Source organism: Ruegeria jejuensis (assembly GCF_041537905.1).
GTDB lineage: Bacteria > Pseudomonadota > Alphaproteobacteria > Rhodobacterales > Rhodobacteraceae > Ruegeria_C.
The window spans coordinates 86,618-113,470 of the sequence record NZ_JBGRUO010000018.1 but is presented as its reverse complement, the minus strand read 5'-3'; the positions used below and the strand labels follow the sequence as shown (position 1 = coordinate 113,470).

33 protein-coding genes are annotated in these 26,853 nt (G+C 58.7%); 18 read left to right on the top strand and 15 right to left on the bottom strand.

The annotated features are described in order from the left end of the window. On the top strand, positions 1–145 hold a 145-nt coding region (locus AB1E34_RS18990), incomplete at its 5' end, for a CHAT domain-containing protein (RefSeq protein ID WP_372573890.1). A gap of 723 nt (positions 146–868) precedes the next feature. Here AB1E34_RS18990 and AB1E34_RS18985 read toward each other — a convergent pair. Next, entirely contained in the window at positions 869–1,219 is a 351-nt protein-coding gene (locus AB1E34_RS18985; RefSeq protein ID WP_372573888.1) for a transposase, read from the bottom strand. Between the two features lie 303 nt (positions 1,220–1,522). Between AB1E34_RS18985 and AB1E34_RS18980 the strand changes: the two genes are divergently transcribed. The 4 genes from AB1E34_RS18980 to AB1E34_RS18965 all read left to right on the top strand — a co-directional run bounded on the left by AB1E34_RS18980 (position 1,523) and on the right by AB1E34_RS18965 (position 4,911). Next, on the top strand, positions 1,523–2,233 hold the full coding sequence (locus AB1E34_RS18980) for a hypothetical protein (protein WP_372573887.1): 711 nt from the start codon (positions 1,523–1,525) through the stop codon (positions 2,231–2,233). A gap of 286 nt (positions 2,234–2,519) precedes the next feature. Then, the gene (locus AB1E34_RS18975) at positions 2,520–3,176 is read left to right on the top strand and encodes a helix-turn-helix domain-containing protein (protein ID WP_372573886.1); all 657 of its coding nucleotides are present in this window, start codon (positions 2,520–2,522) and stop codon (positions 3,174–3,176) included. 190 nt (positions 3,177–3,366) lie between these two features. Further along, a complete protein-coding gene (locus tag AB1E34_RS18970; RefSeq protein ID WP_372573885.1) occupies positions 3,367–3,609 on the top strand; it encodes a hypothetical protein in 243 nt (80 codons plus the stop codon). Between the two features lie 210 nt (positions 3,610–3,819). Next, the gene (locus AB1E34_RS18965; protein ID WP_372573884.1) at positions 3,820–4,911 is read left to right on the top strand and encodes a tyrosine-type recombinase/integrase; all 1,092 of its coding nucleotides are present in this window, start codon (positions 3,820–3,822) and stop codon (positions 4,909–4,911) included. 1,210 nt (positions 4,912–6,121) lie between these two features. On the opposite strand, the gene AB1E34_RS18960 is transcribed toward AB1E34_RS18965, so the two are convergent. Further along, positions 6,122–7,171, bottom strand: coding sequence for a hypothetical protein (locus AB1E34_RS18960; protein ID WP_372573883.1), 1,050 nt, complete (start codon positions 7,169–7,171; stop codon positions 6,122–6,124). Positions 7,172–7,738: 567 nt separating this feature from the next. Here AB1E34_RS18960 and AB1E34_RS18955 point away from each other — a divergent pair. From AB1E34_RS18955 to AB1E34_RS18935, 5 genes are all read left to right on the top strand, one after another. Beyond that, positions 7,739–7,930 carry a hypothetical protein gene (locus AB1E34_RS18955; RefSeq protein ID WP_372573882.1) on the top strand — a complete coding sequence of 64 codons (192 nt, stop codon included), beginning with the start codon at positions 7,739–7,741 and terminating at the stop codon, positions 7,928–7,930. Positions 7,931–8,158: 228 nt separating this feature from the next. Beyond that, on the top strand, positions 8,159–8,818 hold the full coding sequence (locus AB1E34_RS18950; RefSeq protein ID WP_306200459.1) for an ABC transporter ATP-binding protein: 660 nt from the start codon (positions 8,159–8,161) through the stop codon (positions 8,816–8,818). After that, positions 8,796–10,385, top strand: a complete 1,590-nt coding sequence (locus AB1E34_RS18945) for a KpsE/RkpR family capsule polysaccharide export protein (protein WP_372573881.1) — start codon at positions 8,796–8,798, stop codon at positions 10,383–10,385. The genes AB1E34_RS18950 and AB1E34_RS18945 overlap by 23 nt, the downstream gene beginning before the upstream one ends. Positions 10,386–10,388: 3 nt before the next feature. Further along, complete coding sequence (gene kdsA, locus AB1E34_RS18940) at positions 10,389–11,222, top strand: 3-deoxy-8-phosphooctulonate synthase (protein WP_372573880.1); 834 nt, start codon at positions 10,389–10,391, stop codon at positions 11,220–11,222. A gap of 20 nt (positions 11,223–11,242) precedes the next feature. Continuing rightward, positions 11,243–12,739: a phosphomannomutase/phosphoglucomutase gene (locus tag AB1E34_RS18935; RefSeq protein ID WP_372573879.1), complete on the top strand. Its 1,497-nt coding sequence runs from the start codon at positions 11,243–11,245 to the stop codon at positions 12,737–12,739. A 100-nt stretch (positions 12,740–12,839) separates the two neighbouring features. On the opposite strand, the gene AB1E34_RS18930 is transcribed toward AB1E34_RS18935, so the two are convergent. After that, the gene (locus AB1E34_RS18930; protein WP_372573878.1) at positions 12,840–14,813 is read right to left on the bottom strand and encodes an AsmA family protein; all 1,974 of its coding nucleotides are present in this window, start codon (positions 14,811–14,813) and stop codon (positions 12,840–12,842) included. Positions 14,814–14,914: 101 nt separating this feature from the next. On the opposite strand from AB1E34_RS18930, the gene rimO reads away from it, so the two are divergent. Continuing rightward, a complete protein-coding gene (gene rimO / locus AB1E34_RS18925; RefSeq protein WP_372573877.1) occupies positions 14,915–16,297 on the top strand; it encodes a 30S ribosomal protein S12 methylthiotransferase RimO in 1,383 nt (460 codons plus the stop codon). A 37-nt stretch (positions 16,298–16,334) separates the two neighbouring features. On the opposite strand, the gene AB1E34_RS18920 is transcribed toward rimO, so the two are convergent. Both AB1E34_RS18920 and AB1E34_RS18915 read right to left on the bottom strand, forming a co-directional pair. Next, positions 16,335–16,817 carry a fasciclin domain-containing protein gene (locus tag AB1E34_RS18920; protein WP_372573876.1) on the bottom strand — a complete coding sequence of 161 codons (483 nt, stop codon included), beginning with the start codon at positions 16,815–16,817 and terminating at the stop codon, positions 16,335–16,337. Between the two features lie 190 nt (positions 16,818–17,007). After that, positions 17,008–17,436 carry a hypothetical protein gene (locus tag AB1E34_RS18915; protein WP_372573875.1) on the bottom strand — a complete coding sequence of 143 codons (429 nt, stop codon included), beginning with the start codon at positions 17,434–17,436 and terminating at the stop codon, positions 17,008–17,010. A 162-nt stretch (positions 17,437–17,598) separates the two neighbouring features. On the opposite strand from AB1E34_RS18915, the gene AB1E34_RS18910 reads away from it, so the two are divergent. Continuing rightward, entirely contained in the window at positions 17,599–17,841 is a 243-nt protein-coding gene (locus AB1E34_RS18910; protein ID WP_372573874.1) for a CDGSH iron-sulfur domain-containing protein, read from the top strand. Between the two features lie 54 nt (positions 17,842–17,895). Then, the gene (locus AB1E34_RS18905) at positions 17,896–18,282 is read left to right on the top strand and encodes a thiol-disulfide oxidoreductase DCC family protein (protein WP_372573873.1); all 387 of its coding nucleotides are present in this window, start codon (positions 17,896–17,898) and stop codon (positions 18,280–18,282) included. Here AB1E34_RS18905 and AB1E34_RS18900 read toward each other — a convergent pair. From AB1E34_RS18900 to AB1E34_RS18890, 3 genes are all read right to left on the bottom strand, one after another. Beyond that, positions 18,272–18,523: a DUF6455 family protein gene (locus AB1E34_RS18900; RefSeq protein WP_372573872.1), complete on the bottom strand. Its 252-nt coding sequence runs from the start codon at positions 18,521–18,523 to the stop codon at positions 18,272–18,274. The genes AB1E34_RS18905 and AB1E34_RS18900 overlap by 11 nt on opposite strands. Positions 18,524–18,594: 71 nt before the next feature. After that, positions 18,595–18,957, bottom strand: a complete 363-nt coding sequence (locus tag AB1E34_RS18895; protein WP_372573871.1) for a YigZ family protein — start codon at positions 18,955–18,957, stop codon at positions 18,595–18,597. Position 18,958: 1 nt separating this feature from the next. Continuing rightward, positions 18,959–19,666, bottom strand: a complete 708-nt coding sequence (locus tag AB1E34_RS18890; RefSeq protein ID WP_372573870.1) for a M48 family metallopeptidase — start codon at positions 19,664–19,666, stop codon at positions 18,959–18,961. A 127-nt stretch (positions 19,667–19,793) separates the two neighbouring features. On the opposite strand from AB1E34_RS18890, the gene AB1E34_RS18885 reads away from it, so the two are divergent. Beyond that, positions 19,794–20,048 (top strand): DUF8831 family protein, encoded by a 255-nt coding sequence (locus AB1E34_RS18885; protein WP_372573869.1) that lies wholly within the window; start codon positions 19,794–19,796, stop codon positions 20,046–20,048. Here the strand turns inward: AB1E34_RS18885 and AB1E34_RS18880 are convergent. Beyond that, positions 20,033–20,311, bottom strand: a complete 279-nt coding sequence (locus AB1E34_RS18880) for a DUF167 domain-containing protein (RefSeq protein WP_372573868.1) — start codon at positions 20,309–20,311, stop codon at positions 20,033–20,035. The two genes, AB1E34_RS18885 and AB1E34_RS18880, sit on opposite strands and share 16 nt — an antisense overlap. A gap of 127 nt (positions 20,312–20,438) precedes the next feature. Here AB1E34_RS18880 and AB1E34_RS18875 point away from each other — a divergent pair, with 127 nt between their 5' ends. Both AB1E34_RS18875 and AB1E34_RS18870 read left to right on the top strand, forming a co-directional pair. Continuing rightward, positions 20,439–21,017 (top strand): nitroreductase family protein, encoded by a 579-nt coding sequence (locus AB1E34_RS18875; RefSeq protein WP_372573867.1) that lies wholly within the window; start codon positions 20,439–20,441, stop codon positions 21,015–21,017. After that, positions 21,017–21,748, top strand: coding sequence for an EI24 domain-containing protein (locus AB1E34_RS18870; protein ID WP_372573866.1), 732 nt, complete (start codon positions 21,017–21,019; stop codon positions 21,746–21,748). Before AB1E34_RS18875 ends, AB1E34_RS18870 begins: the two co-directional genes overlap by 1 nt. Here AB1E34_RS18870 and AB1E34_RS18865 read toward each other — a convergent pair. Next, the gene (locus AB1E34_RS18865; RefSeq protein ID WP_372573865.1) at positions 21,705–21,980 is read right to left on the bottom strand and encodes a DUF1467 family protein; all 276 of its coding nucleotides are present in this window, start codon (positions 21,978–21,980) and stop codon (positions 21,705–21,707) included. The two genes, AB1E34_RS18870 and AB1E34_RS18865, sit on opposite strands and share 44 nt — an antisense overlap. A gap of 39 nt (positions 21,981–22,019) precedes the next feature. Next, positions 22,020–22,424 carry a methylmalonyl-CoA epimerase gene (gene mce, locus AB1E34_RS18860; protein ID WP_372573864.1) on the bottom strand — a complete coding sequence of 135 codons (405 nt, stop codon included), beginning with the start codon at positions 22,422–22,424 and terminating at the stop codon, positions 22,020–22,022. A gap of 137 nt (positions 22,425–22,561) precedes the next feature. Between mce and AB1E34_RS18855 the strand changes: the two genes are divergently transcribed. Then, the gene (locus AB1E34_RS18855) at positions 22,562–23,281 is read left to right on the top strand and encodes a response regulator (RefSeq protein ID WP_372573863.1); all 720 of its coding nucleotides are present in this window, start codon (positions 22,562–22,564) and stop codon (positions 23,279–23,281) included. A gap of 3 nt (positions 23,282–23,284) precedes the next feature. Then, on the top strand, positions 23,285–23,428 hold the full coding sequence (locus AB1E34_RS18850) for a hypothetical protein (protein WP_372573862.1): 144 nt from the start codon (positions 23,285–23,287) through the stop codon (positions 23,426–23,428). A gap of 203 nt (positions 23,429–23,631) precedes the next feature. On the opposite strand, the gene AB1E34_RS18845 is transcribed toward AB1E34_RS18850, so the two are convergent. The 4 genes from AB1E34_RS18845 to AB1E34_RS18830 all read right to left on the bottom strand — a co-directional run bounded on the left by AB1E34_RS18845 (position 23,632) and on the right by AB1E34_RS18830 (position 26,846). After that, positions 23,632–23,982 carry an H-type lectin domain-containing protein gene (locus AB1E34_RS18845; protein ID WP_372573861.1) on the bottom strand — a complete coding sequence of 117 codons (351 nt, stop codon included), beginning with the start codon at positions 23,980–23,982 and terminating at the stop codon, positions 23,632–23,634. Between the two features lie 120 nt (positions 23,983–24,102). Next, complete coding sequence (locus tag AB1E34_RS18840; RefSeq protein ID WP_372573860.1) at positions 24,103–24,513, bottom strand: F0F1 ATP synthase subunit epsilon; 411 nt, start codon at positions 24,511–24,513, stop codon at positions 24,103–24,105. A 12-nt stretch (positions 24,514–24,525) separates the two neighbouring features. Then, on the bottom strand, positions 24,526–25,950 hold the full coding sequence (gene atpD, locus AB1E34_RS18835) for a F0F1 ATP synthase subunit beta (RefSeq protein ID WP_372573859.1): 1,425 nt from the start codon (positions 25,948–25,950) through the stop codon (positions 24,526–24,528). A 20-nt stretch (positions 25,951–25,970) separates the two neighbouring features. Next, positions 25,971–26,846, bottom strand: a complete 876-nt coding sequence (locus AB1E34_RS18830) for a F0F1 ATP synthase subunit gamma (RefSeq protein WP_372573858.1) — start codon at positions 26,844–26,846, stop codon at positions 25,971–25,973. Between the last annotated feature and the right edge of the window lie 7 nt (positions 26,847–26,853).

The following is a 26,853-nucleotide window of genomic DNA, read 5'->3' as shown; positions in this document are numbered from 1 at the left end:
GCGCTTCTACCAGAACTGGCTCGAGCAGACCACGAGCAACCCCGCCGCCGCACTACGCAAAACCAAGCTGTGGTACCTGCAACAGACAGACCCGTCCCTCAACACACCGCTCAACTGGGCACCCTTCGTCCTCTTCGAAGGGTAGATTGCCATCATTGCCACCAGCTTGCCCGTTATGAAACCACGTGGATCTGAAGGTGTTGTCTAATCGCGCGGTTCAGATCAAGTTCCTTGCACTTTGAAGACCGGGTGCATGGTCCGTGCAACACGACCGGTCAGGTTACTATTTTGCTCTGAGTCGACAACGTTGTTTACGCAACAAAGCCCTCTACATGGCGGGAAACATGCCGACCATGAGCTCTAGGGCATTACTTTTGGAAAAGTGTCTTACCTTGCTCGCCCTGCTTCAGGATGAACGCCTTTTGCGATTCCGTGAACTTCGATGCTTTTATGCGATTCCGCTCCTCTCCCAGCCAGGAAAACTCAGCGAAAAACTCCAGCTTCGAACGATCCAGTTTTTAGGCGCAGAGCACATGGAGTGAGATACGCCCCAAACTCTCGGCGGTGACGTCGAACGGCTGGTCAGCCCCATTATGTGGAGCGTTCCCGATCTAACCGGCACACGCGCGCAATGCCGCGTCAAGCGCTACGAGCTCGTTGCAACCTCCGGGGCACCGCGGCATGCAAGACGTTCATTCTGTGCCGCGCGGCCCAAACCTCTTTGGTTTCTCGGCTTTAAAGGTTTTCTGCTGGTTTCTTTTGGGGATTTCGGTTTCTGGACTATTTTTGGGTTCATTGCGTTGGAGCGGGGTGGAAACTGAGCCCTTGCGGCGTTTCCCGCCGTGCAATCTGAACGGTTCGCCCCAGTTTAGGCCGGAATGGCGGTCAGAAGCCCACGCACCCCGATCAGGGCGATCATCCGTTTGATGTTATAGGCGAGGACATGGAAGGCCATTTCGGTCGGGACGTTCTTCAGCCGCCGCATCCGAACGTGTGTTGCCCCCATCCAGGCCTTGATCGTGCCGAACGGGTGCTCGACAGTCGAGCAGCGGAGGCCCATGAAGGTCGGGTCGCGGCTCAAGCGGTCACGCATCTCGTCGACCAGATGCTCGTGATCCCATCGTGAGATGCGACCCTCCCTGCCGAATCGCTGCTGGTCTTGGGTATTGACATTCTCAGTGGCATCTCCGTTGGTGCGCAGTAGCCCACACTGGCGCACGGTCTCCACCGACGATGATTTTTCTATCTCCCTAGTCCCTAGGAGGAGAATCTAAGGAGCCCGAGCGTATGCGATGCTCATGTCACGCCCATCGCCGCACTTTCGCGACCGCCGCTACGGAGGCTCGAATACTGAAGGAGGTCGAAGGTCGCCTACTGAACCATACACAGCTCTCGATCACCGGACTGTACTATATCAAACTTTCGTTGGATACCCTCAGGCCCACATGGAAAACGTGTGTCGTGAATTGGATGGAATAACAGCGGGCAAACGAAGTGGTGCAGTATGACCAGACGAGATTGGATGTGGTATGTCGAGCCAGATCTGCAGGACCTGGATATTTCAGACCCAGGCGAGTTTGAGGAAGGCCCAAGTGAATTTAATCTGGAGCTTCGTGACTTGCTTAGGAGGCATTTCGAAAAGTTTGATCGATTTGATGGCGAATCCTACAATTGGCTTGCACACTATCTGGTTTTTGATCAAGCGCATGAGCTTGACGAATTCTGGTCCGCAAAGAACGTCTTGGATGATCTCGCCAAGCTGCGATCGCGACTACGCGAGGCGGATGACATAATCGATCGCCTTCCTGTACCCGTGGGTGATGCGTTTCGCATCGGTGCATTGAACAGAAGTGGGCTGCTTGCAGGCGATGGAACCGTGGATGACAGCGACGGTAGGTCACAGGAACGCTTGGAACAAACGCCATATTGGCAGGCCTACATGGCGCAGGACAAATTCTTCAAAAAAGTTCATCTTTTCTTGGATCTGATTGAAGATGCTGAGGAAAAGGCAAAGGAAGGCGAACCAGTTGGAAAGAAGGCGATAGAAGCCTGGCGGCTGGTTGAAGCTTGCGTTGGGCTCTGCGAGCGTCATCCCGGTACCATAGACGTTCCGAAAGCCATGAACGAAAGTGGGCCGTTCTACCGATTTCTTAGCGATATATTTGAACTCTTCGAGATTGAAGAACTGCCGACTTCATCCTATCGAAGTTGGAAAAGGTATGTGGGTCGTTGACCGTGTATTTTCCTGCTGACGACCCATGACGGCAGCTTCAGTAGTGACTTTGTTGTTCCAGGACATGTTCAGAGGAGCAACAAATGCAGGCAAACTATCTCACCGCCCGAGAGGCGTCGCAGTACATAGGGATGAGCGAAAGCTACCTTGCCAAACAGCGTAAGGAAGTCGGCGAGATTGCCGGCCCCAAGTCTATTAGGATCGGTCTGCGGTCGAACCCTTACAAGAGATCGGATCTCGATGCATGGATGGCATCGCGGCGTAAAGGCTTTGGGGGAGTAGAGTAGTGACTCAGCGTGCCCCTTACTCTAAGCAACGGTTCGCCTGGAAAAGAGGCGTCCGCGCTTCGAACCAATTGGCTCGACGCACAAAGCACTTCGCGGCCTTTGTCTGTGATGAATTTGTTTCCAGCAAGAACGGCTGTTTCTGGGCCAGCAACAGGACACTTGCGGGCAGGTTTGATGTCCACGAACGCAGCATTCAACGCTATCTTCGTGAGCTTGAGACACTCGGATGGATCCAACGTATTCGCAGGCGCGGCATTCGACGCGTGTTCAAGATCGTTATGCCTTTCGACGCTGAACACGACGTTGAACATGACAGCAAACGATTGCGCTGCGCGACAAAAATGTCGTCGAAAGGCGACAAAGCTGTCGCGCCCTATAAGAACAAAGGAAAGAACAAAGTAGAACTACCCTTCGCAAAGGGGGTTGGAGGATTTCATTGGTTCGATGAACGTGACACTTCTACGCTTCGTGAATGGAAAACGTTTATCGCCACTCATAGCGTCTTGGACGTTGAGATGTTGGTGCAGTTGCTGAGAAGGAATAGCTGCATCGCTTTCCCGGCACGTTTCCCCAATCCGGACGAAGCTGACCGCTACATGCGCTTCTTTGACGATGTAGTTCTGAGCAAGGGTCGAAGCATCGGTAATGTTTGCTGATGGCTTCAATGACGGAAGACGGGTGGGGGGCATCAAATGTCGATGGGTCACAAGCAAGGGACCTGAATGGGTAGACAGATTTTTTTGCGAGCAATTTTTTTGGGGGGGGTGATGCGAACTCAGGACTTACCCATTGTACCGCTACAAGCTTCGCGAAGGGTCGAGACAGATGGTTTAGGGGGACCGCTCTATGGTTAATCGCAGCTATGTTTCGACGCCGATTTCAGACGAGTTGAGCTCAAGGAACACGATCACGGGGCCGTATCAAAGCCTGTGCGACCATCGGTGGGGGAGTATCAGCCAAACTGAGACTCATGCCCGCGCCAGCAATGCGATGCAGGTTTTGAACGACACGCACAACTACGCGCAAGCCGTCAGAGCCCTGCAATCCAGCGCCAAGCCTTTCAGGGAAATGGAAAAGGACGGAGCCTAAAGCCATGTCCATGATGCCGCCCACCGGATCGTTCATTCTCGACAACGGCAAGACGCCGGAACAGTGGTGCGCGCTGCTGGCCGAGCGCGGCATTGACATCAGCGAACGGAATCTGCGCGAAAGAGCCCGCGAATTTCAGGCTTGCCATATATTGGGCCGGGCGATGATCATCACCCCCGACCAGATCAACACGATTTTGGAGAAATGCTTATGCCGCTCGAAGCCTACAAACGCGGGAAAATCTGGTGGGTCAAAGGCCGGATCGACTATAACGGGCGACCAATCACCAGCTACTACCGATGCAGCACTGAGGCATCTACAGAAGCGGGCGCAGAAGACTGGATCAAAGCGGAAGAGAACCGGCAAATCCGGCGTCATCTGCTTGGCGACGAAGCGTCCCTGACCTTTGCAGAAGCCGTTACCCTTTATGATGCTAAACCCGCAGAAGCCGGTTATCTGATCCCAATCACTAAGTTGATCGGTTCGGAATTCGTAAGCGCCATCAAGCCCGGCCACGTCAGAGATTTGGCCCGCACAATATACCCTGATTGCGCAACAGACACCTGGCATCGACAGGTCATCACCCCCGTTTCAGCGGTGATCAACAACGCCCATGACAAGGGCAAATGCGCGCCGATCCGCATAAAGTCCTATACTGCGCAGCAGCGCATCGACCAGGACCGCAAACGCGGCAAGCAAAGCCGGGAACCGCGCAAAGCGGGCAGTTGGGACTGGATTCGCGCCGTACAGCCGGGCACAAACCCTTATGTCGCGGCGGGCCTCGAGTTCATGTTCGAAACCGGGCTACGCATTTCCCAACTGGTGGCGATTGAACCGAGGGATTGCGACCTGCAAAACGCGCGCGTCCGCATCATCGCATCCAAGGGCCACCCGGAACAATGGATTTCCATATCCATGGCCATGGTGGTGGTGCTGGCCAATCTAAAGCCGCGCCGGCCGCATAACCGCAAGCTGGGCTACAAGCTGCCAATGCGGGTGTTTGGCTATGCCGATCGGTCGGGCTTCACCGCTGAGCTGCGCCGCGCCTGCAAGCGCGCTGGTGTTGAATACCTGTCCCCGCACCAGGCCGGACGGCATGGATTTTACACCGAATTGCGCGTGCGCCAGGGCGTAGACCCGGTGACCGCCGCCAAGGCGGGACGCTGGTCGAACCCCGCCTTGCCGGACAAAATCTATGCCCAGGTGGAAGGCGAAGACCGCGAAATGCGCGACCGCATTCGTACAGGTTCCGTACAGCGTGTGCGACCGAAACCTGCTAAGCTAATGAAACAGAAAGGATAATCCAGGTTTGCGTCTACCCTTGGTAAGGGAGAGGTCGAGAGTTCAATTCTCTCCAGCAGCACCATGATTTCTCCATATACATCAGAAACTTACGCCAAACCAAAGGCTTACGTCGCCCGACTCCTACACAGGAGTCCTACACAGTGACCCTGACAATGCCCTCACCGACCAAAGACAAGAATAGCGGAATTTTTTGTCTTCGGGTGCGCGTTCCGGCTGATTTGACGCGACTCACCGGGAGACCGGTCTCGGTTGCCCTGTGGTTGCCGCATCGGGCTTGTGAGTGCGCATGCCTGACCGGGGGTGCTATCGGTGCTTTTCGCATTTTGTAGCAACTCAAGCCGACTGCGTCCCCACGGCTGCACACCCACAAACCCTGAAATCCAACGCGCATGCAGAAAGGTAACTATCATGCTCGAACCAACACGCCTTCTCCCAAGAGAAATCTGCTTTGACGACAACTTGAACACTCGTTCCACCGGGATCGACGAGACCCACGTCCGCACTCTCAGGAACCTCTATCGCAATGGCGTTACGGTGGACCCTATCACCGTTCGAAAGGCACCCGCTGACGCACAGACCGCATATGTGATGGTAGACGGCATCCACCGACTGACTGCGTTTGAGAAGCCTTCCTGAACAATACTCTTCCGTCAAGCGCACAAGAGCTGAGCATCCCGTCTGAGCCAGTCACCAGAGATTTGGGACCCATCAGGATTGTAAATGCCGACAATACTGACGGCCTAGTGACCATCGCTCTAGACCCGATATCCTTGGAACGCCTCGAGCAAAGATGTTCAGCTATTGCCGACTTGATCGTCGCGGGCCAACCTGCTCGATCAATGGCCGCATCGTTCTACGCATTCCGCGCGAAGATGCTCCCGAAGCAAGCACCGAGGGGCGCGCATAAGCGCCCCTTCCGCTACAGTCCAGAGGGACGGCGCAATCTGTTTCGTCGCCGTTCTTCTTTTTTTCCCTTCGCCTTCGAAGCTCTTGATCACGCTCGGTAGCGGAGAAGTTCGCGATATCTGCGCGCAACTGCATAAGCTTTTCGCTTAGTCAGAAAGAATGTCCATGAACTGACGGATGTTGCCCTGGGCCACGTCAGTGGCCATTGCCTGCGCCTCGTCCTGCCCACACAGCCAACCCCTCAAAACCTTGCTTGGCGTTGAATTCCCAGAATGCAGAGAAGCGACATCCGCCTCAGAACCTAAAGGGCAATCGGTGAAATGCCACCCGCGAAAGCTGCCAGAATCGGCGCGGTTACTGCGAAGCCAGCGCGCAAGTAGTCTAACGCGCCCTCCTGCAGTCCTCTCGATTTCCTCCACTGCATGGCATTCAGGGGCTCACCAGGACGTGCACCCCGTCTCACCTTCTCGGCAAGCTTTCGAGTGCGGCCATCCAAAATCAAGGCTACGGGCAGGTAAAAGCTAAGCATCAAAAGGCTAAAATACGTACCACTAAAGAGTGCCGATGCGAGGACGAGCGCGCTGTATGCAGCTTGTTCAGCCTCTTTTACCAAAGGTAGCGGCCAGTACATCCAACTCGTCGCAAACAACATGCCGAACGTGAGCACGATGCTGGAGACATATAGTTGCTGCCGCATCTGCTTGAGGTTTCGCGCCAAAAGTGCGGCTTGATCCTCGATATTGTCACCCTCGCGCGTTTCCAGACAAAGAACCATTCCCACGACAAGTGCACCGACAGAGAGACCCGCAAGAACATTTACGATGTCCAGTATACGATTGAACAAGGATATAGCGGGTATTTCGCCACATCGACCCAAAAGCCAGAGGTCGTCTGGTCCAATACACCCTGGCAGACCTCCCCGCGACAGCGCAGTCTCAAAGAAAGCAGCGCCCAGGCGATGATAGACCCGCGATCCATCGGGGTTGATGCTTTGCTGAATTGTCGGGACAACGGCAAGCAATAGTATGATAGTCAATGTTGCTATGGCCAACGCCCTTGTTTTTGGCGCAGTCGGTCGAGCAAGGTTTCGTATCAGCATTGCGACAGCAAAGATTGCCAACGCGGCGAAGAACCAAGTCGCCGCAAGAAATCTGTGCCGACCCACTGCCTCCAGCCAGGGGCGCTCAGTTTGCAGAATGTCTATAGGGACATCTATATCTGTGGCGAACATATGGTTGGTAATCAGGGTGTTAATCAAGAAGATGAATACCGGAGCGAACGCTATGGCAAAGTAGCGTGTTTTCACCTCCCGATAGACCATAACCGGATTTTGTTTCTTGGCTATCTTCATGAAGGACAAGTACCACAATTTCGACACCTAATCTTCGGCCAAGTTGATCTACCCTCGCGCCATCACCAACGGCGGGTCATTAGGAAACGACAGGATGTCAAACCATTTGAAACACGTTTCGTCCGGGTTTCGCCTGTCTCCCACTCTCATGAAACTGCCGTTCTAGCTGTGGCGAATTCGAACAGCCCTAGATCGATGAGCCGATTCCGTGACGACGCCTCTATTGAGGCTCCGATAGAAAGCAGTGATCCCCTACGGAATGTTCTTTGTTCTCAGATTTGTCTGAGCGTTCCTTGGTTTCACCTTACGCTACGTCTCATTCATCGACCTGGCTTCTCGGTCTGTTGACGTAAACGTAAGGCATGTATCAGTTTTTTGACTACCCGGTCAAAATGTGACGCAAACCGGGAGATTCTTCCCCCTTACGACAACAAAGGCTTTTCCTAAATGCGTATTGTCGCTGTGGATCGCCACTCACGGATTACAGGTCCTTGAGCCCCCTCCATCTAGGTTCGGACCAGATCCACAGCGACAACTTTGAAAGCCTAGTGTTGAAGGAATCTAAAGATGCAAATCAAATCATTTCTCAACCGCTTTAAAGTGGCGGAACCAGTTCAAACCTCAACTCCAAATGACACCGATGAAGACAATTCGGCCAAGATAGATAGAGTACCGCTGTTACAAAAGTCAGAGCTGACATCGCTCTTCCAGGCTGTGCTTGATGAAAAGCGACATGACCTGCCTTTGCGGCGCGGGTGAATGGCGGGATGCCAAAAACCAAAGTCAAGCGACATACCAGCTTGCCGAACCCCTCTGCTGCTGTTCACATCTGCTATGGCGGGCGGTTTCGCGTTGATTATTTGTTTCATGTTTCGACATAATGTGGCCCATATCAGCGCTTAGGCTGAAACAAACCCAAAAACGGGAATGCAGCAGGGGTCGCAACCGCGCCCCAGAACGAATGACGCAGGCCAAAGCAGACCACCGATGCTTGAATTCGACACTGTCAGCAAGTCCTTCTGGACCGGATCACAGCGCAAGGTGATCCTGGATCGGGTGTCGTTCCGCGTCGAGGTCGGCAAATCGCTGGGCGTGCTGGCCCCGAACGGCACCGGCAAGACCACGCTGATCAACATGATCGCCGGACTGGAAAAACCTGATGAGGGCACGATCCACCGCGAATGCAACATCTCCTTTCCGCTGGGGTTCATGGGCGGGGTGGTCTCGCGTATCTCGGCGATGGAAAACTGCCGCTACATCGCGCGCCTCTATGGTATGGACCCGGATTATGTCGAGGCCTATTGCCGCTGGCTTTGCGATCTGGATGAGTATTTCGACCAACCGCTGGGCACCTATTCGTCGGGGATGCGGGCCCGGTTTTCCTTTGCGCTGATGTTGGCGTTGGATTTCGACATGTATCTGATCGACGAAGGGATGCCCGGCTCCACCGATGTGGAGTTCAATCGCAAAGCGGGGTCCATACTGGAGGAACGCCTGCGCACCACCACGATCGTGATCGTCTCGCACAGCCCGAAAGTGCTGGAAAAGTTCGCCCGGCAGGCGGCGGTTCTGCTGGACGGTCAGCTCTACATGTTCGACACCTTGGAAGAAGCGAAACAGCTCTATGACTACGAAACCCAAGGCTAGAAAATTCCGCATCCGGCGCACCGATGCAGGCAGCGCAAGGCCCGAGACACCCGAGGCCGCTGACAGCAATGCTGACTCACCGCCGCCGGAACAGGATGGCGGGACGGGAAACATCGCCCAGACCGACATCGCGGCCATCAAGCGCGAAGGTCTGACCGGTCGCCAGTTGCGGATGGCACGGAGAATGGCGCAGAAACACAACCTGCCTGCCACCTCGGATTATGATGCGGTCCGGCTGTTGCGGGAACACGGGATCGAGCCGTTCAAGCGGCCGAATCTGTTGGAACTGGTGGTACCACGCGACGAGGAGGCGTCAGACAAGGAGCGCCCCTCGGCCAAGGCACGGCAGAAAGTGCAATTGCCGCAAACCGTGAAACCTGGCCAGCAGAACCTGCCAGCCCCGGATATGAGCCCCGCTCAGCGCCGGGAAATGGAAATCACCCAGATACAGCGCGACATCGCGCGCCGACGCCGACGCAAACTAACGATGCTGATGGCGCGACTGGCGTTTTTCGTGCTGCTGCCGACCGCGATCGTGGGTTGGTATTTCTACAATATCGCAACGCCGATGTATTCGACCAAGTCGGAATTTGCGATCTTGCAGGCAGATGGCGGCGGAGCCAGCGTTGGTGGCCTGTTTGCCGGCACCCAATTCGCGACGACCCAAGATTCCGTTCTGGTTCAGGATTTTCTGGAATCGAAAGAGGCCATGCTGCTTCTGGACCGGGACCGCGGGTTCAAGTCGCATTTCTCGCAGCCCTGGGTCGATCCAATCCAGCGCCTTGCCCCAGACGCCACCAATGAAGACGCCTATAAGACTTATTCTCGCATCGTGACTATTGGATACGATTCAGCGGAGGGCGTGATCCGGATGGAGGTTTCGGCGACAGATCCTGAGACCGCAACCGAATTCTCGGAAAGTCTGTTGGGATATGCGGAGGATCGCGTGAACGGGCTATCCGGCGAAAAGCGCGAGGACCAGATGCGCGAAGCGCGCAAGAGTTTTGAGAGCGCACAGCAGGAAAGGCGAAACGCGCAAGAAGCACTGGTCGAGCTGCAGATGCAAGGTGCCGTTCTGGATCCGCAGGGCGTGATCGCCGGGCTGCGCGCCCGAATTAACACCGTAGAACTGGAGTTGCAGGAAAAGGAATTGCAACTGGCCGCTCTGCTTGACAATACCCGCCCCAACCGCGCCAAGGTCGAGGGCACGCAGGCTGATATCAACCGTTTGCAGACCCTGCTGGACGCGCTGAATGCCGAAATGGTCGATGCCTCGAATGGCGAGAACTCACTGGCGCAGCTGAGCGTGCGGATACAGATGGCGCAGGCGGACCTCGTTTCGCGCGATATGATGCTGCAATCGGCCCTGCAACAGATGGAGACCACGCGAATGGAGGCGAACCGGCAGGTGCGCTATCTTACCGTGTCGGTTAACCCGGTGCCCAGCCAGGAATCCAGCTATCCGCGCAAATTCGAAAATACGATTTTGGCATTCCTGGTCTTTGCTGGTATCTACCTGATGATCTCGCTTACCGCGTCGATCCTACGAGAACAGGTATCTTCATAGACCATGAAACATGTGCAAGTGGCCGATCTGACTATCGGCAATGACCGCCCGCTGACCATCATCGCGGGCCCCTGCCAACTGGAAAGCGCTGATCATGCGCAGATGATCGCGGGCACGATGCAAGAAATCTGCGCCGCCCACGGCGCGCAATACGTCTTCAAAGGATCGTTCGACAAAGCGAACAGGACTTCCGTCAATGCAGCCCCGGCTTTGGGCCTCGAAAAAGGGTTGGCGGTTCTGCAGTCGGTCAAGGATACGATCGGCGTGCCCGTGACGACCGATGTGCACGAAAAGGAACAATGTGCGCCGGTGGCCGAGACCTGCGATATCCTGCAAATTCCGGCCTTCCTGAGCCGCCAGACAGCACTTTTAAAGGCCGCAGGCGCAACCGGAGCAGCGGTCAATGTAAAAAAAGGGCAGTTCCTCGCCCCGTGGGACATGCAGAATGTTGCGGCCAAGATCGAAAGCACCAACAACCACAGTATTCTACTGACCGAGCGCGGTGTCAGCTTTGGCTATAACCGCTTGGTGGTAGACATGCAGTCGCTGCCCGAAATGGCCCGCACCGGATATCCTGTGATCATGGACGCCACCCACACGGTCGCCCAGCCCGGCGGTTTGGGCGGAGCATCCGGCGGTCAACGCGAGTTCGCGCCGGTAATGGCGCGTTCGGCGGTGGCTGTTGGCGTGGCCGGGATCTTCATGGAAACGCATCAGGATCCCGACAACGCTCCCTGTGACGGGCCCAACATGATCTATCTGGATCACATGCCGAAGCTCATCGACACCCTGATGAAGCTCGACGCGCTGGCCAAGGCCAACCCCGTCGATATCTAAACAGATCAAGAGATATTGCCATGACCAAACCCTTGCCCGAGGTGTCGCCGAACACCTGGAATTTCCTGCGCGATGCAATGATCAAACCCACCGGATTCCGCGAATATGACGCCCGCTGGAAATACCCTGATGAGATCAACCTGCCCGGCATGATGGCGCTTGGCCTGGGCCTCGGGACCCAGATACATCGGCGCGGAATTGCACCGGTGATCGCGGTGGGCAATGATTATCGCGACTATTCTCTGGCGATCAAAAATGCGCTGATTCTGGGGCTGATGCAGGCAGGCATTCAGGTCAAGGATATCGGCCCGGCCTTGTCCCCTATGGCCTATTTCGCTCAGTTTCATCTGGATGTGCCCGCAGTGGCGATGGTGACCGCCAGCCATAATCCGAACGGCTGGACTGGCGTCAAGATGGGGTTTGAGCGCCCGCTCACCCATGGGCCTGACGAAATGGCGGAACTGCGCGACATCGTTCTGAATGGCGAGGGTGAGCCCCGCGCCGGTGGGTCTTATGAATTCGTGGACGGCATGCGCGAGGCCTATATCGACGATCTGGTCGGAGATTTCCGCATTTCGCGCCCGCTCAAAGTGGTCTGCGCCACCGGAAACGGCACCGCCTCGGCCTTTGCGCCGGAGATATTCGAGCGCATGGGGGTCGAGGTTGTGCCCAGCCACAACACGCTCGACTACACTTTCCCCCACTACAATCCCAACCCCGAAGCCATGGAGATGCTGCATGACATGGCCGATTCCGTGAAAGCCAGCGGCGCTGATCTGGCGCTTGGCTTTGATGGGGATGGCGACCGCTGCGGCGTGGTGGATGACGAGGGCGAAGAGATTTTCGCCGACAAGGTGGGTGTGATCATGGCCCGCGACCTGGCGAAACTGCACCCCGGCGCAACTTTCGTGGCGGATGTCAAATCCACCGGGCTCTTTGCCTCGGATCCTGAATTGCAGGCCCATGGGGTCAAGGCTGACTATTGGAAGACGGGTCACAGCCACATGAAACGCCGCGTGAAAGAGATCGGCGCGCTGGCCGGGTTCGAGAAATCGGGCCACTACTTCCTCGCCGAACCCATCGGACGCGGTTATGATTGCGGGATGCGCGTGGCGGTGGAGATCTGCAAGCTGATGGACCGCAACCCGGACAAATCCATGTCGGATCTGCGCAAAGCGCTACCAAAAACCTACTCCACCCCCACCATGTCACCCTATTGCGCGGATACCGAGAAATACGATGTGCTGCAGCGTCTTGTCAGCAAGCTGGAGGCACGCGCCGCCGAAGGTGGTACCATCGCCGGTCGCAAGATCGCGCAGGTCGTGACGGTCAACGGCGCGCGGGTGATCCTGGACAATGGCGCCTGGGGCCTCGTGCGCGCCAGTTCCAATACGCCCAATCTGGTGGTTGTCTGTGAAAGCCCTGAAAGCGACGCCGAGTTGCGGGCGATCTTTGCCGATATCGATGCGGTGATCCGCACCGAGCCATTGGTGGGTGACTACGACCAGACCATCTGAAGACCCGACACTTGCCTCGGGGCTCTGCCCCCACCGCACATACCGCGCGGTGGGGGCAGAGTATCGCAACATTACCGCCGCCGGAAATCAGGAAAAGGGGTCAATCCCCACCGAACAGCTTCAACAGGCCCTTCTTCGCTTCCTCTTCCAGTTTGTTCTTCAACGCTTTTTCGGCATCTTCGGTGCTCTCGATAGGGGCGTCCAGTTCTTCGCCTAATTTGCCATGCAGCGCCTTCTTGGCGGTGTTACCGACCTTGTCCAGTTCCGCTTCAGCCGCAGCCTCGATCACCTTCTTCAGATCGGGCCTGATCGAGGGGTCCGACCAGGGACCAGTAATTCGGATGGGCACCTCGCGCCCTTTGCCGGAATTGGCACGCAGCAGCACAGGCGTAAAAAGGTAATCTATATCGCGGGCACCGATGCCAACCCGCCCCTTGCCGTCAGCGCGATAATTGTCGAGTTTCAACAGAAGGTCCTGATTGTCCAGATCGCCATCTTCCATGGTGAAACTGGCCGTCAGGCTGTTGAACACGGTGGTGCCGTCCGTGCGGGTATGGCCGTCCATCAGGCGATGCAGATCGAAGCCCGAGATTACCCCTTTGCCCATGCGGATGCTGCCCGACCCCGACAACGAGCGCATGATCTGATCTTCGGTCTGCCCGACGCCCAGAAACTTCAGCTTGCCAGAGGTCTGCCCCGAAAACCGGGTGACATCGGCAAGTGCACTCAGCGCCTGGTTCAGGTCGATATCCTGCGCCGTCAGGTCTCCACCTACCGACAGGCCATCGCGGTTATTGGCCACCAGACGTCCGCTCAACAGGCCGGAAAACACTGAGACCTCTTTCAGCCTGAGCACTGCGCGAGAACGCTCGATCTTAAGCGCCACCTGGGTCTTGCCCAAATCGAATTCCGACAGTTTAATGGCTTGTGCTGTCAGATTTATCGTTCCATCGACAAGCCCGAGCGATGAGGCGTCAATCGGGGTTTTCGACCAACCGGTGGCCTGACCGTGGGAGCCAGCGCCGCCACCCCCAGAGGATACCGTTCCGGTCGGATCGGTCTTGGAGAAGTCCAGATTGCTCGCCCGGAGATTGGCCGTGAAATTGGGTTTGGCCGCCAACTGCACATCTGCGCCGCCTTTCATCTGATTTCCATCGAGCTTCAGCACCATTTTGCGCAAGGAGAGGCGGCCGTCATGGGTATAGGTTGCCGTGCCCTCAAAGCTTGCTACCTGGCCCAGGCCCTGCGGAATATCGACGCCCCCCTGCCCAAATGCCGCAAGCAGGCGCGCGGTGTCAGAGCTGTTCAGCGTCACCTTGCCTTCCGCATCCCCATCGCGCGAGAACCGGCCATCGAAACCGACCGAGCCGGGGGTGGTGGTTATGTCGAGTGTGACGGGCGAGGCGCGGCCTGCGTTCAACAGCTGCGGCTTTGCAATCTCAGCCGTGACCGCCAGAGGATCGCCGCCCAGGGATAACGCAAGCTCCAGATCGAGGGGACCATCGGCCATCGGCCAGCGCGCCGTCAGTTCGACACCCGCCTGCTTGATGTTGACCTTCCCGTCACGGGTATAGATCAACTGCGCATCGCTCAGAACAAGCTTTTCCAGCGAGAAATCCGTGGCTGTTTGTTCGCTTGTTCCCGAGCCTGATCCGGTCGCGCTCTCTGGTGCAGTGGAACTGGCCACTTGGGGTTTCGACAGATCCCAATTCGCCTTGTCCCCCTGCACATCCAGCCTCAGGATCGGACGATCCGCCAACAATTGCTTGACCCGGATCGTACCCGTGAGCAGATCGGGTGCAGAGACCCCTACCGACAGCCGGTCGGCGCTCAGCATGGGTCCGGATGTGGCCCAGGGCGCGTTGGCGATGGTGACCGGCCCGCTTTCCAGCCCCAGAACCGGCCAGAACGAGACTTTCACCTTACCATCGAAGGTCACCTCGCGCCCGGTTTCGGTGCGGATCTGATCGGCGGCGATCTGCGCCAGCTTCTCGCCCGGCAACAGCAGCAACGCGCCAACCACAAGACCCAGAACCGCGACAACAATGAAAACGATACGAAACAACCAACGCATGCTCTGCTCTTCCCTTTTGGATGGGTTTTTCGAACTATGGCAAGGGCCGCGGCGTGGCGCAACGTTTGCACGTGCGCGGCAACGCCTCTATACGCGCGGGCATGAGCACAAACCCAACCGATCTCCGCCCCGACCTTGCGCCCGCAGCCCGGATCGCCGACACACCCCGCGCGGGCCAGCCGACCATTGGCATGGTCTCGCTTGGATGCCCCAAGGCCTTGGTGGACAGCGAACGCATCCTGACCCGGCTGCGCGCCGAGGGGTATGGCATCTCACCCGATTATTCCGGGGCCGATGCTGTGATCGTGAACACCTGCGGTTTCCTTGACAGCGCCAAAGCGGAGTCGCTGGATGCGATTGGTGAGGCGCTGAGCGAAAACGGCAAAGTGATCGTGACCGGCTGTCTGGGGGCGGAGCCGGATTATATCCGCGAGCATCACCCCCGCATTCTGGCGGTGACCGGCCCGCATCAATATGAGCAGGTGCTGGACGCGGTGCATGGGGCGGTGCCACCCGACCCGGACCCGTTTGTGGATCTGCTGCCCGCCTCCGGTGTGAAGCTGACACCACGTCATTACAGCTATCTGAAGATTTCCGAGGGCTGCAACCACAAGTGCAAATTCTGCATCATCCCCGATATGCGCGGGCGCCTGGCCAGCCGCCCGGCCCATGCGGTGCTGCGCGAGGCCGAGAAGCTGGTCGACAGCGGCGTCAGAGAATTGCTGATCATCAGTCAGGACACCTCGGCCTATGGTCTGGATCGCAAATATGACGTGAACCCGTGGAAAGACCGCGAGGTGCGCAGCCATATCACCGATCTGGCGCGCGAGTTGGGTCAGCTCGATGCCTGGGTGCGGCTGCATTATGTCTATCCTTACCCTTTTGTGCGCGATTTGATCCCGCTAATGGCCGAAGGGGGCGGTCTGCTGCCCTATCTCGACATTCCGTTCCAGCACGCCCATCCGGATGTGCTGAAACGCATGGCCCGGCCCGCAGCCGGCGCCAAGACGCTGGACGAGATCGCCGCCTGGCGCGCGATCTGCCCGGATATCACCCTGCGCTCGACCTTCATCGTCGGTTATCCGGGTGAGACCGAGGCGGAATTCCAGACCCTGCTGGACTGGATGGACGAGGCACAACTGGATCGTGTCGGTTGCTTTCAATACGAAAACGTGGATGGCGCGCGCTCCAACGACCTGCCCGACCATGTCGCCCCTGAACTCAAGCAGGAGCGCTGGGAAAGGTTCATGGAAAAGGCGCAGGCGATCTCCGCGGCCAAGCTGGCCGCCAAGGTGGGCCAGAAGCTACAGGTGATCGTGGATGTGGTGGATGGCGAGGCCGCTACCTGCCGCACCAAATCGGACGCCCCCGAAATCGACGGCAACCTGTTCATCGATGAAGGGTTCGAGGGGCTGAAACCCGGCGATATCGTGACCGTCGAGGTGGACGAGGCCGGGGAATACGACCTCTGGGGACGTCTCTAGGCCTAGGTCTGCGGCCCCTTTCGGGGCCGCCAACCCGTTAGCTTGCAGGCAGGATGACCTTGTCGATCACATGAATGACGCCGTTTTCGGCCTCGATATCCGGGGTGACAACAGTCGCGTCATTGACCATGACTCCGTTGTCGAGATCGATCGTAACGGTGCCGCCCTGCACCGTGGCGGCGGTCATGTCGTCGGTCAGGTCACCGGACATCACTTTGCCGGGCACAACATGATAGGTCAGAATCGCAACAAGCTGATCCTTGTTTTCCGGCTTGAGCAGGGTTTCCACCGTTCCCTCGGGCAGCGCAGCAAAGGCCTCGTCCGTCGGGGCGAACACGGTAAATGGCCCCTCGCCCTTGAGCGTGTCGACCAGATCGGCGGCCTGCACGGCGGCAACGAGCGTGGTGAACGAGCCCGCTCCGGCGGCGGTGTCGACGATATCCTTGGCGTGCCCTCCGGCAAAACCTGCAGTGGTCATCAGAATCGTGGTCGCGGATGCGATGGCAAAGTTGCGGAACATGGTCGGTCCTCCTGAGTTGAGACGCTTCGTGTGCATCACAACCGATACGGGCCGAGCGGTGGCGCGGTTCAGTCCCTTCTGTCAAAGAAGTCACTTGATCCCGAAACCACACGCGCTAAGCCGCAGAGGTGGGCACGTTCCAGTCACAATGATGTGAACGACCCAATCAAACCGACCGCCGCGCGGTCCCTCAAAGGCTGTGATCGACGACGTAGGCTGCCAGTTCGGCGTTGCCTTCCGCCTTTTCCCAAATCAGGACTCGCAATTCATACCCACCGTCGAACAGGCCGTAATGGTAGTCGGAATAGACCCGCAATACCTGCGTGTCCTGATCCACCAAGGCTGATCTGATGTTGGATAAGAGCTCGGGATCATCGACGTGATAAGGTGCCCAAGCAGCCATATTGCTTTGAAGGAACGACACCCTGTCCTCGATCCCGGCATCGGTCAGGAAACTCAGAACCTCGGATGTGGCGACGGGCTGGCCATCGGCCTGAAGCTGTTCGATCATCTCTCGGGAAAATCGCTCGAACTCCGACGAAAACGGATCCGCCGCGTAGACGGATGCTGCTGCGCCAAACATCAAGGGGATGCTGCCCTTTACTATCAATGAAATCATATCTGCCCCTGTTACTCTTCTTTAGGTTGTCATGGGGTAATTTGTTTAAAAAGTAGTGAATTCCCAACTTGAGACTTTGATTTTCTTCGATAAGCGCGCTCTACCAATCCCGGCGGCCTGCGCTATCGTTGGACAGCGACATCAGCCAGCAAGGAGAGCCACATGTCAGACGCGCCCATCGTTGCGCAAAAGGCGCCATATCCAATCGACGTCACCGAAGGGAAAACCTATTTCTGGTGTGCCTGCGGAAAATCGGCGAAGCAGCCTTTCTGCGACGGGTCGCACAAGGGCAGCACAATCGAACCGGTGAAATACACCGCCGAGGCCGACAAGAAGGTGTTCTTTTGCGGCTGCAAACAGTCCCACAAGATGCCGCTTTGCGACGGCAGCCATTCCAAGCTCTGAGGCTGCGGCAATCGGTCCATGGCCGGTGACCGGATGGATGCTAGGTGATCCTGCATGGACCAGACACAAACAACCCGCGTGCTTTTCAATGCCCAATGCCCGGTCTGCAATCATGAGATCAGACAGTATGAGCGCTATGCCAACCGCCACGCGCTGCCACTGCGATTCGAAGACCTGAACACCGAGGATCTGGCGATATGGGGGCTGACCCGCGATCAGGCGGCGCGGCGGCTTTATGTATTGAAGGACGGCGCGCTCTATGGCGGTGTCGACGGGTTTCTGGTGCTTTGGCAGGACATGCCGCGATACCGCTGGCTGGCGCGCATCGTTGGCCTGCCGGGTATCCGGTGGCTGGCAAGCGTGCTTTACGACCACGCGCTGGCGCCGCTGATTTACCGCTGGCACCTTGCGCGGCTGCGGAAACAAAATCTCAAGGCATAAGCCGCTTCAGCAACTCCGTATTGCGGCAATATCCCGGTGTCGACTCGGCACTGTCGTTTGCAGCCAGCCAGGCTTCGCAATGGTTCGGGTTGGTGCATCCGGTGCAGGCAATCACCGCATCTGCGATCTCATTGAATTCGAGGTCTCCGCGCAGCGCCGATTCTTCCAGATCGACACCAACTGTCCGCGCCATCCGATCCACCAGAGACGCGTGACGTTTCAGTACTTTTGGGCTTTGCATGATCTTCCCTTCGCGCCGTTGCTGGCCAGGGAGAGAATATCGCGCGCGGCGGACGCAAAATATGATTCAGGTCAAATGCCTGATTGATCGAGATAGGCGCGCACCGCATCCTGAACCCGCCGGAACCGATCACCACCCAGCTTCTTGCCGCCATACCAGCGGGTCACAACGATCACGTGGTCTTGCATCTCTGCCCGTTCCATCATCCGCAGGATGACCATCGCCGCGCCACTTTCGCCATCATCGGCCTTGAGCGCGCCTGTCGGCAGGATCGCGGCCCAGGTATTGTGTGTCGCCTTGGCATAGGCACGGTCCGACTTGAGATCGGCCAGCACCGCATCCACATCAGCCCGGCTTTCGACATCTGCACCCGACACCGCGTATTTCGAGCCGCGATCGGTCAAAATCACGCCAAGCCGCGTGAGTTCTGGCACCTCAGAACCCCACCTGCGTGGCGGTGCGGCGCACAATCTCGATCCGTTCGGCATTTGGCGGGTGCGTGCCCAGAAAACGGTCACCGGGATCAGGCAGGCGCGAAAAGAACTCGGCCCCCACGATCGGGTTATATCCGGCGCGGGCGGTGATGATGGTGCCCAACTCATCCGCCTCAAGTTCGAATTCCTTGGAATAGCTGCGCGCGCCCACCACCGCGCCGATCTTTTGTGCGTTTTCGACCGCAGCGTCGTTGCCGCCGGTGATCGTCGCCAGTTCCGCAAAGATCGCAGCCCCTGCTGCCGCGTTCTCGGCCTGCCGGTCCAGATGGCCTTTGATGTGATGCGCGGCCTCGTGGCTCATCACAAAGGCCAACTCGTCCTGGTTGCGCACCGATGCGATCATCGAGACGGTAAAGGTGAGGACCGGGCGGCCATCATCATCAAGGCTCTGGAACGCATTGACCGGCGCGCGCGGATCGGGGTCGACAACTATGAGAAAGTCGCAGTTCACATTGCGGGTCCGGCGACGGCATTCCTCGACCGCGCGCGGTTTGACGGCGCGGCTGACCTCAGTGAAGGCGCGCGCGGCCTCTTCCGGTGTGTTGGCCGGCCCCTCCTGCCCGGCGACGACAGGTCCGCCGCCCGTCTGGGGCGGCAACTCGACGCAGGCGGTCAGACTCAGGGCCAGAAAAAGCACGAGGCGACGCATAACAAGGGGGCCTTTCGGTAGAACTGCTCGAAGTGGAACCTAGCCCGTCCGACCATCGGCTGCCAGCCCTGCAAGAACACGATCTGTTTTGCTTGCAACCCGCCGCGCGCGCCGTCACTCTGCGCTTATGTTTACCATTGAGCACGAATTCGACGCCACGGTCATCACCTTGATGGATGAGGGCGAAACGCCGCTGCTGGAGGATGTGATCATCAACTCCTTCGCCGAATGCGTCACGCTGGAGCAGCTGGATCCCCGAACCGACCAGGTCCAGAAGATCACTCTGTCGCCCGAGCAATTGCGCGATCTGGCTGCAGCCCTTGATCTGCCCGAAGGCGTCTATCAGATGCGCGAGGCTCCGCGCGGTCAGCCGCCATCATAGCGAAAGGTCTTGTCCCGCGCGCTCTGCCCGCGGATCAGCGTCAGGCGACTTGGTGCGACGCCCATGGCCCGGGCCAGCAACATGCGCACCGCATCATTGGCGCGCCCATCGACGGGCGGATCGGTGACCGTTGCTCGCAACCTGCCATCGCGCCACATCAGACTGTTGCGCGCGGCCTTGGGCGTGACGCGCAGAGTGACCTCAGCCCCCGGCACCGCCAGATCCCGCAGATCGACCAGTTCTTTGGTTTTGGGCTTTCCCATGGCACGCAATGTCCCTCGGATCAGCGGACAGAACCAGCAGAATTCCCGCTAGGTGTGGCCGAATTGCTCTTGAAACCGGGGGCCGCGTGACCGAGATAGCAGAAACGGATGTAAAAAGAGTTTACATATGCCCCAGAACCATCAAACCGCACTCGAATTCCTGTTGTCCCGTCGGTCCCGTCCGGCAAAAACGCTGGTCGCGCCTGCCCCGGACCGGGACGCGCTGCTGCCTTTGCTGACAGCCGCCGCCCGCAGCCCCGATCACGGCAAGCTTGAGCCATGGCGTTTCATCGTGCTGGAACAAGCAGCGATGGCGCGGCTCGCCGATCTGGCCGAGCGCCGAGGCGAAGCGCTGGGCAAATCCGACGATGACATCGCCAAGGGCCGCAGCCAGTTCGATCAGGGCATTCTTGCCGTGGCGGTGATCGAGGTTCAGAAACCTTCCGAGAAAATCCCCGCCATCGAACAGAGCTATTCTGCCGGTGCGGTCTGTCTTGCGCTCCTGAATGCCGCGCTCGCCTCGGGCTGGGGCGCCAACTGGCTCAGCGGGTGGCCCTCGCATGACCGCGCGTTCTGTAAGGAGGGTCTGGGGCTGGCGGAAAATGAACGTATCGCCGGGTTCATCCATATCGCAAGTGAAGGCAGTAAGCCGCCAGAACGCCCGCGCCCCGATCTGGACGCGATCACCGATTGGGTGTCGCAATGATGATCCTGAATTCCTTCTTTCTGGCATTGGGCCAGATCGGAGATCCCAGGTTTCGCCGCGTGCTGCTGCGTGGTGTCGGCCTGACCATCGCCCTGCTGATCGCCGCCTGCATCGCTGCGATCTGGCTGATCAACTGGCTGTCGGGCAGCGAGATCTCGTTGCCATTTATCGGCGCGGTGCCCTGGTTGAACGACGTGCTGAACTATTCCGGCATCGTGCTGGTACTGATCCTGCCGGTGTTCCTGATGGTGCCGGTCGCCTCGGCCATCACCTCGCTGTTTCTCGACGAGGTGGCGCAGGCGGTCGAGGATCGCCACTACCCCGCCCTGCCCCAGGTATCCGCCGTTCCCGTCTCAGAGGCGATCAGGGATTCGCTGAGTTTCATGGGCATTCTGATCGTCGCCAACATCCTGGCGTTGATCCTCTATGTCATATTCACACCCTTGGCGCCCTTCATCTTCTGGGGGCTGAACGGGTTTCTTCTGGGGCGTGAATATTTCACGCTCGCCGCTATGCGCAGGCTGGGCCGCGAGAAGGCCTATGAACTACGCGCGCGCCATACCGGCACGATCTGGTTGGCCGGGACGTTGATGGCAATCCCGTTGTCAGTGCCACTGATAAACCTGCTGATCCCGGTTCTGGGGGCCGCAACCTTCACCCATATATACCACGCGCTGAACGGTGCGGTCACTGGACCGGGGGCAGGTTCTCGGTCCAGTCGAAGTCGCTGATGCTGATCACACCCGACAGGATGATCCCGGCGATGATCGCCCACAGCACCGCCGCCACAGCCGTGGTGATCCAGGCCTTTTTCTTGAGGTGGTGATGTTCAGGCGCCCCCGCATGGGTGCCCGCAACAATGTCGCCCAAATCGCCCTGGGTCTTGATGCGGATCGGCAGCACGACGAGAAAGGTCATGAACCAGATCACTGCATAAAGCACGATGCCGGAGGTAATGCCCATGTCGCTGCGTCCTTTCGTGTCGGTCTGGCGCCTTCAGGCTCAGACCTGTTCCAATTCCACCAGACAGCCGTTGAAATCCTTGGGATGCAGGAACAGGACCGGCTTGCCATGGGCGCCGATCTTGGGCTCGCCCGAACCCAGCACCCGCGCACCGGTCTCTTTCAGATGATCGCGCGCGGCGAGGATGTCCTCAACCTCATAGCAGACGTGATGAATGCCGCCCGCCGGGTTCTTTTCCAGAAACCCGTTGATCGGGCTGTCCTCGCCCATCGGATAGAGCAATTCGATCTTGGTATTGGGCAATTCGATGAAGACAACCGTGACGCCGTGATCGGGCTCGTCCTGCGGCGCGCCCACCTTGGCACCCAGAGCGTTGCGATATTGCTCGGACGCGGCCTCCAGGTCCGGAACGGCGATGGCTACATGGTTCAGTCGGCCAATCATGGCGGGTCTCCTCGTTGCTCGGTCGCACGGTTTTGACCACGCGGCGGGCAAAAGGGCAAGAGCGGGTGGTGCGGCATTAACTCCGCGTTAGCCACCATGACCTAGCGTTGGGCGGGTCTGCTGAGAGGAGTTTCACCATGGACGATTCGGATCCCTTCGCCACCGCCCATGTCACGCCCACCATCGACCGACCGCTGCTGGGTCTGACCATTCTGGTTGTCGAGGACAGCCGCTATGCCTGCGAGGCCATGCGCCTGCTCTGTCTGCGCAGCGGAGCGCGTATCCGGCGCGCGGACAACCTGAAATCGGCGCGGCGGCATCTGCGGGTCTATCGCCCCTCCTGCCTGATCGTCGATATGGGACTGCCTGACGGATCGGGGGCCGACCTGATTGCCGAACTGTCCGTATCCGTGCCCCGCGTACCGGTGATTCTGGGCATCTCGGGCGATGACCAGGGCGAAGAACTGGCGATCGCCGCTGGGGCCGACGGGTTTCTTGCCAAACCGGTGCATTCCCTGGCGGCCTTCCAGAACGCTGTGCTTTCACGCATGCCAACGGACAAGCATTATCCCCCGCTGATGTCGATCAGCGACGAAACGGTCGAGCCTGACCGCGTCGCCTATCACGATGACATGGCCCATGCGGCGACCGTGATGACCGAAGAGGTTGACGAGAAGATGCTGGACTATGTGGCGCAGTTCGTGCGCGGCGTGGCCCATAGCGTGCAGGACACCGCGCTGGCGGATGCGGCGGACCGTTTGGCTCGCTCCCGCGCGCGCGGCGCACCGGTCACCAGCGACGCCGCACGATTGGCAGGGCTTGTGCAACAACGCTTGCAAAACAGAAAGGCGATATGAAGCATGATTGAGGTGTTTCTGGCAGCAATGGCGACACTTGCACTGGGGCTATACGGGCAGGTGCGCATTCGCGCGCGCGACATCCGGCGTAACCGCGCGCATCAACGTGAAGACCTGGCAACTCCATCCATGCTGGAGCGGGGCTGAACCGATCTAGGTCTTATATGATGAAGTTTTCACCTGTCGCTCAGGTCACATCGCCCGAGACCTTCGCGTGTCATTTGCGTGCGGTGGCTGCGGGTGCGGGTGGCGCCCGCGCCTAAACATCCCGCAGCAATGTCTATGCGTTTCGGCTCGCTGCCTATCCCGCTGCGGTACGTAGCACATAGGTCAGCGCGATACCCAATTGGTCAATAGACCTCCCAGTCATCGTCATGCGGCACATCACCAATCGCGGTCCAGGCCACGCGCAGGCGGGCCACACGGGTATCGGCCCAGGTGCGAAACACCGCTTCGAACCCATTCTCGGTGACATTCTCGGCTTTCAGTTCGGCGCGCATCGCCGTGTTGGTGTCGAAATCCCAAAGCGACATGCTCAGTTGCACGGCAGGAATGCTTCGGAACGGCTCGGAGAAGCTGACTGTGGTGCGACGCTCGCGTGGGCCATGACCGGTCCACATCTCGCCGCCATTCTCGAAATCCGAGAACAGGCCAAGCTCGCCCTGTAAAATGCCCACCGGGTGGGTTGAGAAAATCTGCATCACTTCAACTAAGTTACTGCGTCCGATGGACACTAAAGACGGAAATCGTCAATTCCAAGGAAACAAAATGGCCGGCCCCATCGGGGACCGGCCACTTTCAGATAATGCACAAAGCCCGCATCACAGGCTCATATGGGTGCCCAAGGCCTCCATATCGGCCAACAGCTTAGCGGCCTCGTCCACGATGGTATGGTGGCCCTGGTCAACAGCGCTTTGATGCGAGGCGCGGGCATCGGCGATCATATCGTCCAGATGCGCGCGGGTCACTTCGCCAACCGGGATCGCCTTTTCGGCCAGAACCGACATCGCATCCGCGTTGATCTGGGCAAACCCGCCGGTCACCAGAAACTCGGCGCTGCCATCGGGCCCTTCGGCCTTCAGGATGCCGGGCCGCAACGTGGTGATTGTGGGGGCATGATCGGGCATCGCCGTCATGTCCCCATCCGCGCCGGGGATCTGGACCGCGCTGACCGGGAACGAAGCAAGGCTCCGTTCCGGGCTGACGAGGTCGAATTGCATGGTGTTTGCCATCAGGTGTACTCCTTAGGCAGCTTCTGCGGCCATCTTCTCGGCTTTTGCGACCACATCGTCGATGCCGCCAACCATCAGGAAGGCCGCTTCGGGCAGGTGATCGTATTCGCCGGCCACAACGGCCTTGAACGACGCGATAGTCACATCCAGTGGCACCTGTACACCGGGCGACCCGGTAAAGACTTCGGCAACGTCGAAGGGCTGGCTGAGGAAACGTTCGATCTTACGGGCGCGGGCCACGGTCAGCTTGTCCTCTTCGCTCAGTTCGTCCATGCCGAGGATGGCGATGATGTCCTGCAGCGACTTGTAGCGCTGAAGGATCTGCTGAACGTCGGTCGCAACCGCATAGTGCTCTTCACCCACGATGGCGGGGTCCAGCAGACGCGACGAGCTATCGAGCGGGTCAACAGCCGGGTAGATACCCTTTTCCGAGATCGCACGGTTGAGAACTGTGGTCGCATCGAGGTGCGCAAACGAGGTCGCTGGCGCGGGGTCGGTCAGGTCATCCGCAGGCACGTAGATGGCCTGCACCGAGGTGATCGAACCGGCTTTGGTCGAGGTGATGCGTTCCTGCAGGGCGCCCATGTCGGTGGCCAGCGTCGGCTGGTAACCCACAGCGGACGGGATACGACCCAGAAGCGCCGACACCTCGGAACCCGCCTGCGTGAAGCGGAAGATGTTGTCGACGAAGAACAGAACGTCGGTCCCGGACTGGTCGCGGAACTGCTCGGCCAGGGTCAGACCGGTCAGGGCCACACGCGCCCGCGCTCCCGGAGGTTCGTTCATCTGGCCGTAAACCAGGGCCACCTGGCTGTCTTCCAGATTGTCGGGCTTGATCACGTTCGATTCGATCATTTCCCAGTAAAGGTCGTTGCCCTCACGGGTCCGCTCACCAACACCGGCAAACACCGAATAGCCTGAGTGCACTTTTGCGATGTTGTTGATCAGTTCCATGATCAGAACGGTCTTGCCCACACCGGCACCGCCGAAGAGACCGATCTTGCCGCCTTTGGCGTAAGGGGCCAGCAGGTCGACGACCTTGATGCCGGTCACCAGAACCTCGCTTTCGGTCGACTGTTCGTCGAACGCAGGTGCAGGCTGGTGGATGCCGCGGGTTTCGGACGCCTCAACAGGGCCTTTTTCGTCGATGGGATCGCCCACAACGTTCAGGATGCGGCCCAGCGTCGCGCTACCGACCGGTACCGAGATCGGCCCGGCAGTATCGGTCACGGGTGCGCCGCGCACCAGACCTTCGGTTGCGTCCATTGCGATGGTCCGCACGGTATTCTCGCCGAGGTGCTGAGCAACTTCCAGCACCAGGCGCTTGCCGTTGTTTTCGGTTTCCAGCGCGTTCAGAATTTCAGGCAGCTCGCCATCGAAGTGCACGTCGACGACGGCCCCGATGATCTGAGTGACTTTGCCTTTTGCATTCGCCATGTTTCGTCTCCGGTTTGTCTCTACAGCGCTTCGGCGCCGGAAATGATTTCAATCAGCTCGTTGGTGATCACGGCCTGACGCGAGCGGTTGAACTGGATGGTCAGTTTGTCGATCATCTCGCCCGCATTGCGGGTCGCATTGTCCATCGCGCTCATCCGGGCGCCCTGTTCCGAGGCGCCGTTTTCAAGCAGGGCCGAGAAGATCGCAGTGGCGACCCCCTTGGGCAGCAGGTCGGCCAGGATGGCCTCTTCGCTGGGCTCGTAGTCATAGAGCGTGCCAGTGTCATCGCCTTCCACCTCGTCAAAGGCGGCGGGAATGATCTGTTGCGCAGTCGGGATCTGGGTCACCACGTTCTGGAACTTGGCGAAGAAGATCGTCGCCACGTCGAACTCGCCCCCATCGAAGCGGCCCAGAACGTCGCGCGCGATGTCCTGCGCGTTGGCGTAGCCCAGACGCTTGACCTCGCTCAGGTCCACGTGACCGATAAAGAGATCGCCGAGATCACGCTTGAGCGCATCGCGGCCCTTCTTGCCGACGGTCAGGACCTTGACGGTCTTACCCTTCCCGCGCAGTTCCTCGGCCTTGACGCGGGCCAGTTTGGCGATGCTCGAATTGAACCCGCCGCACAGGCCCCGCTCTGCGGTCATGACGACCAGCAGATGTACGTCATCCTTGCCGGTGCCACGCAGCAGCATCGGGGCGCTGTCGCTGCCGCCAACCGAGGCCGCCAGCCCCGCCATCACGGTATTGAACCGCTCGGCATAGGGGCGCGAGGACTCGGCTGCTTCCTGGGCGCGGCGCAGTTTAGCGGCCGCGACCATCTGCATGGCCTTGGTGATCTTGCGGGTCGATTTGACCGACTCGATCCTGTTTTTAAGGTCCTTAAGACTTGGCATTGCCGCC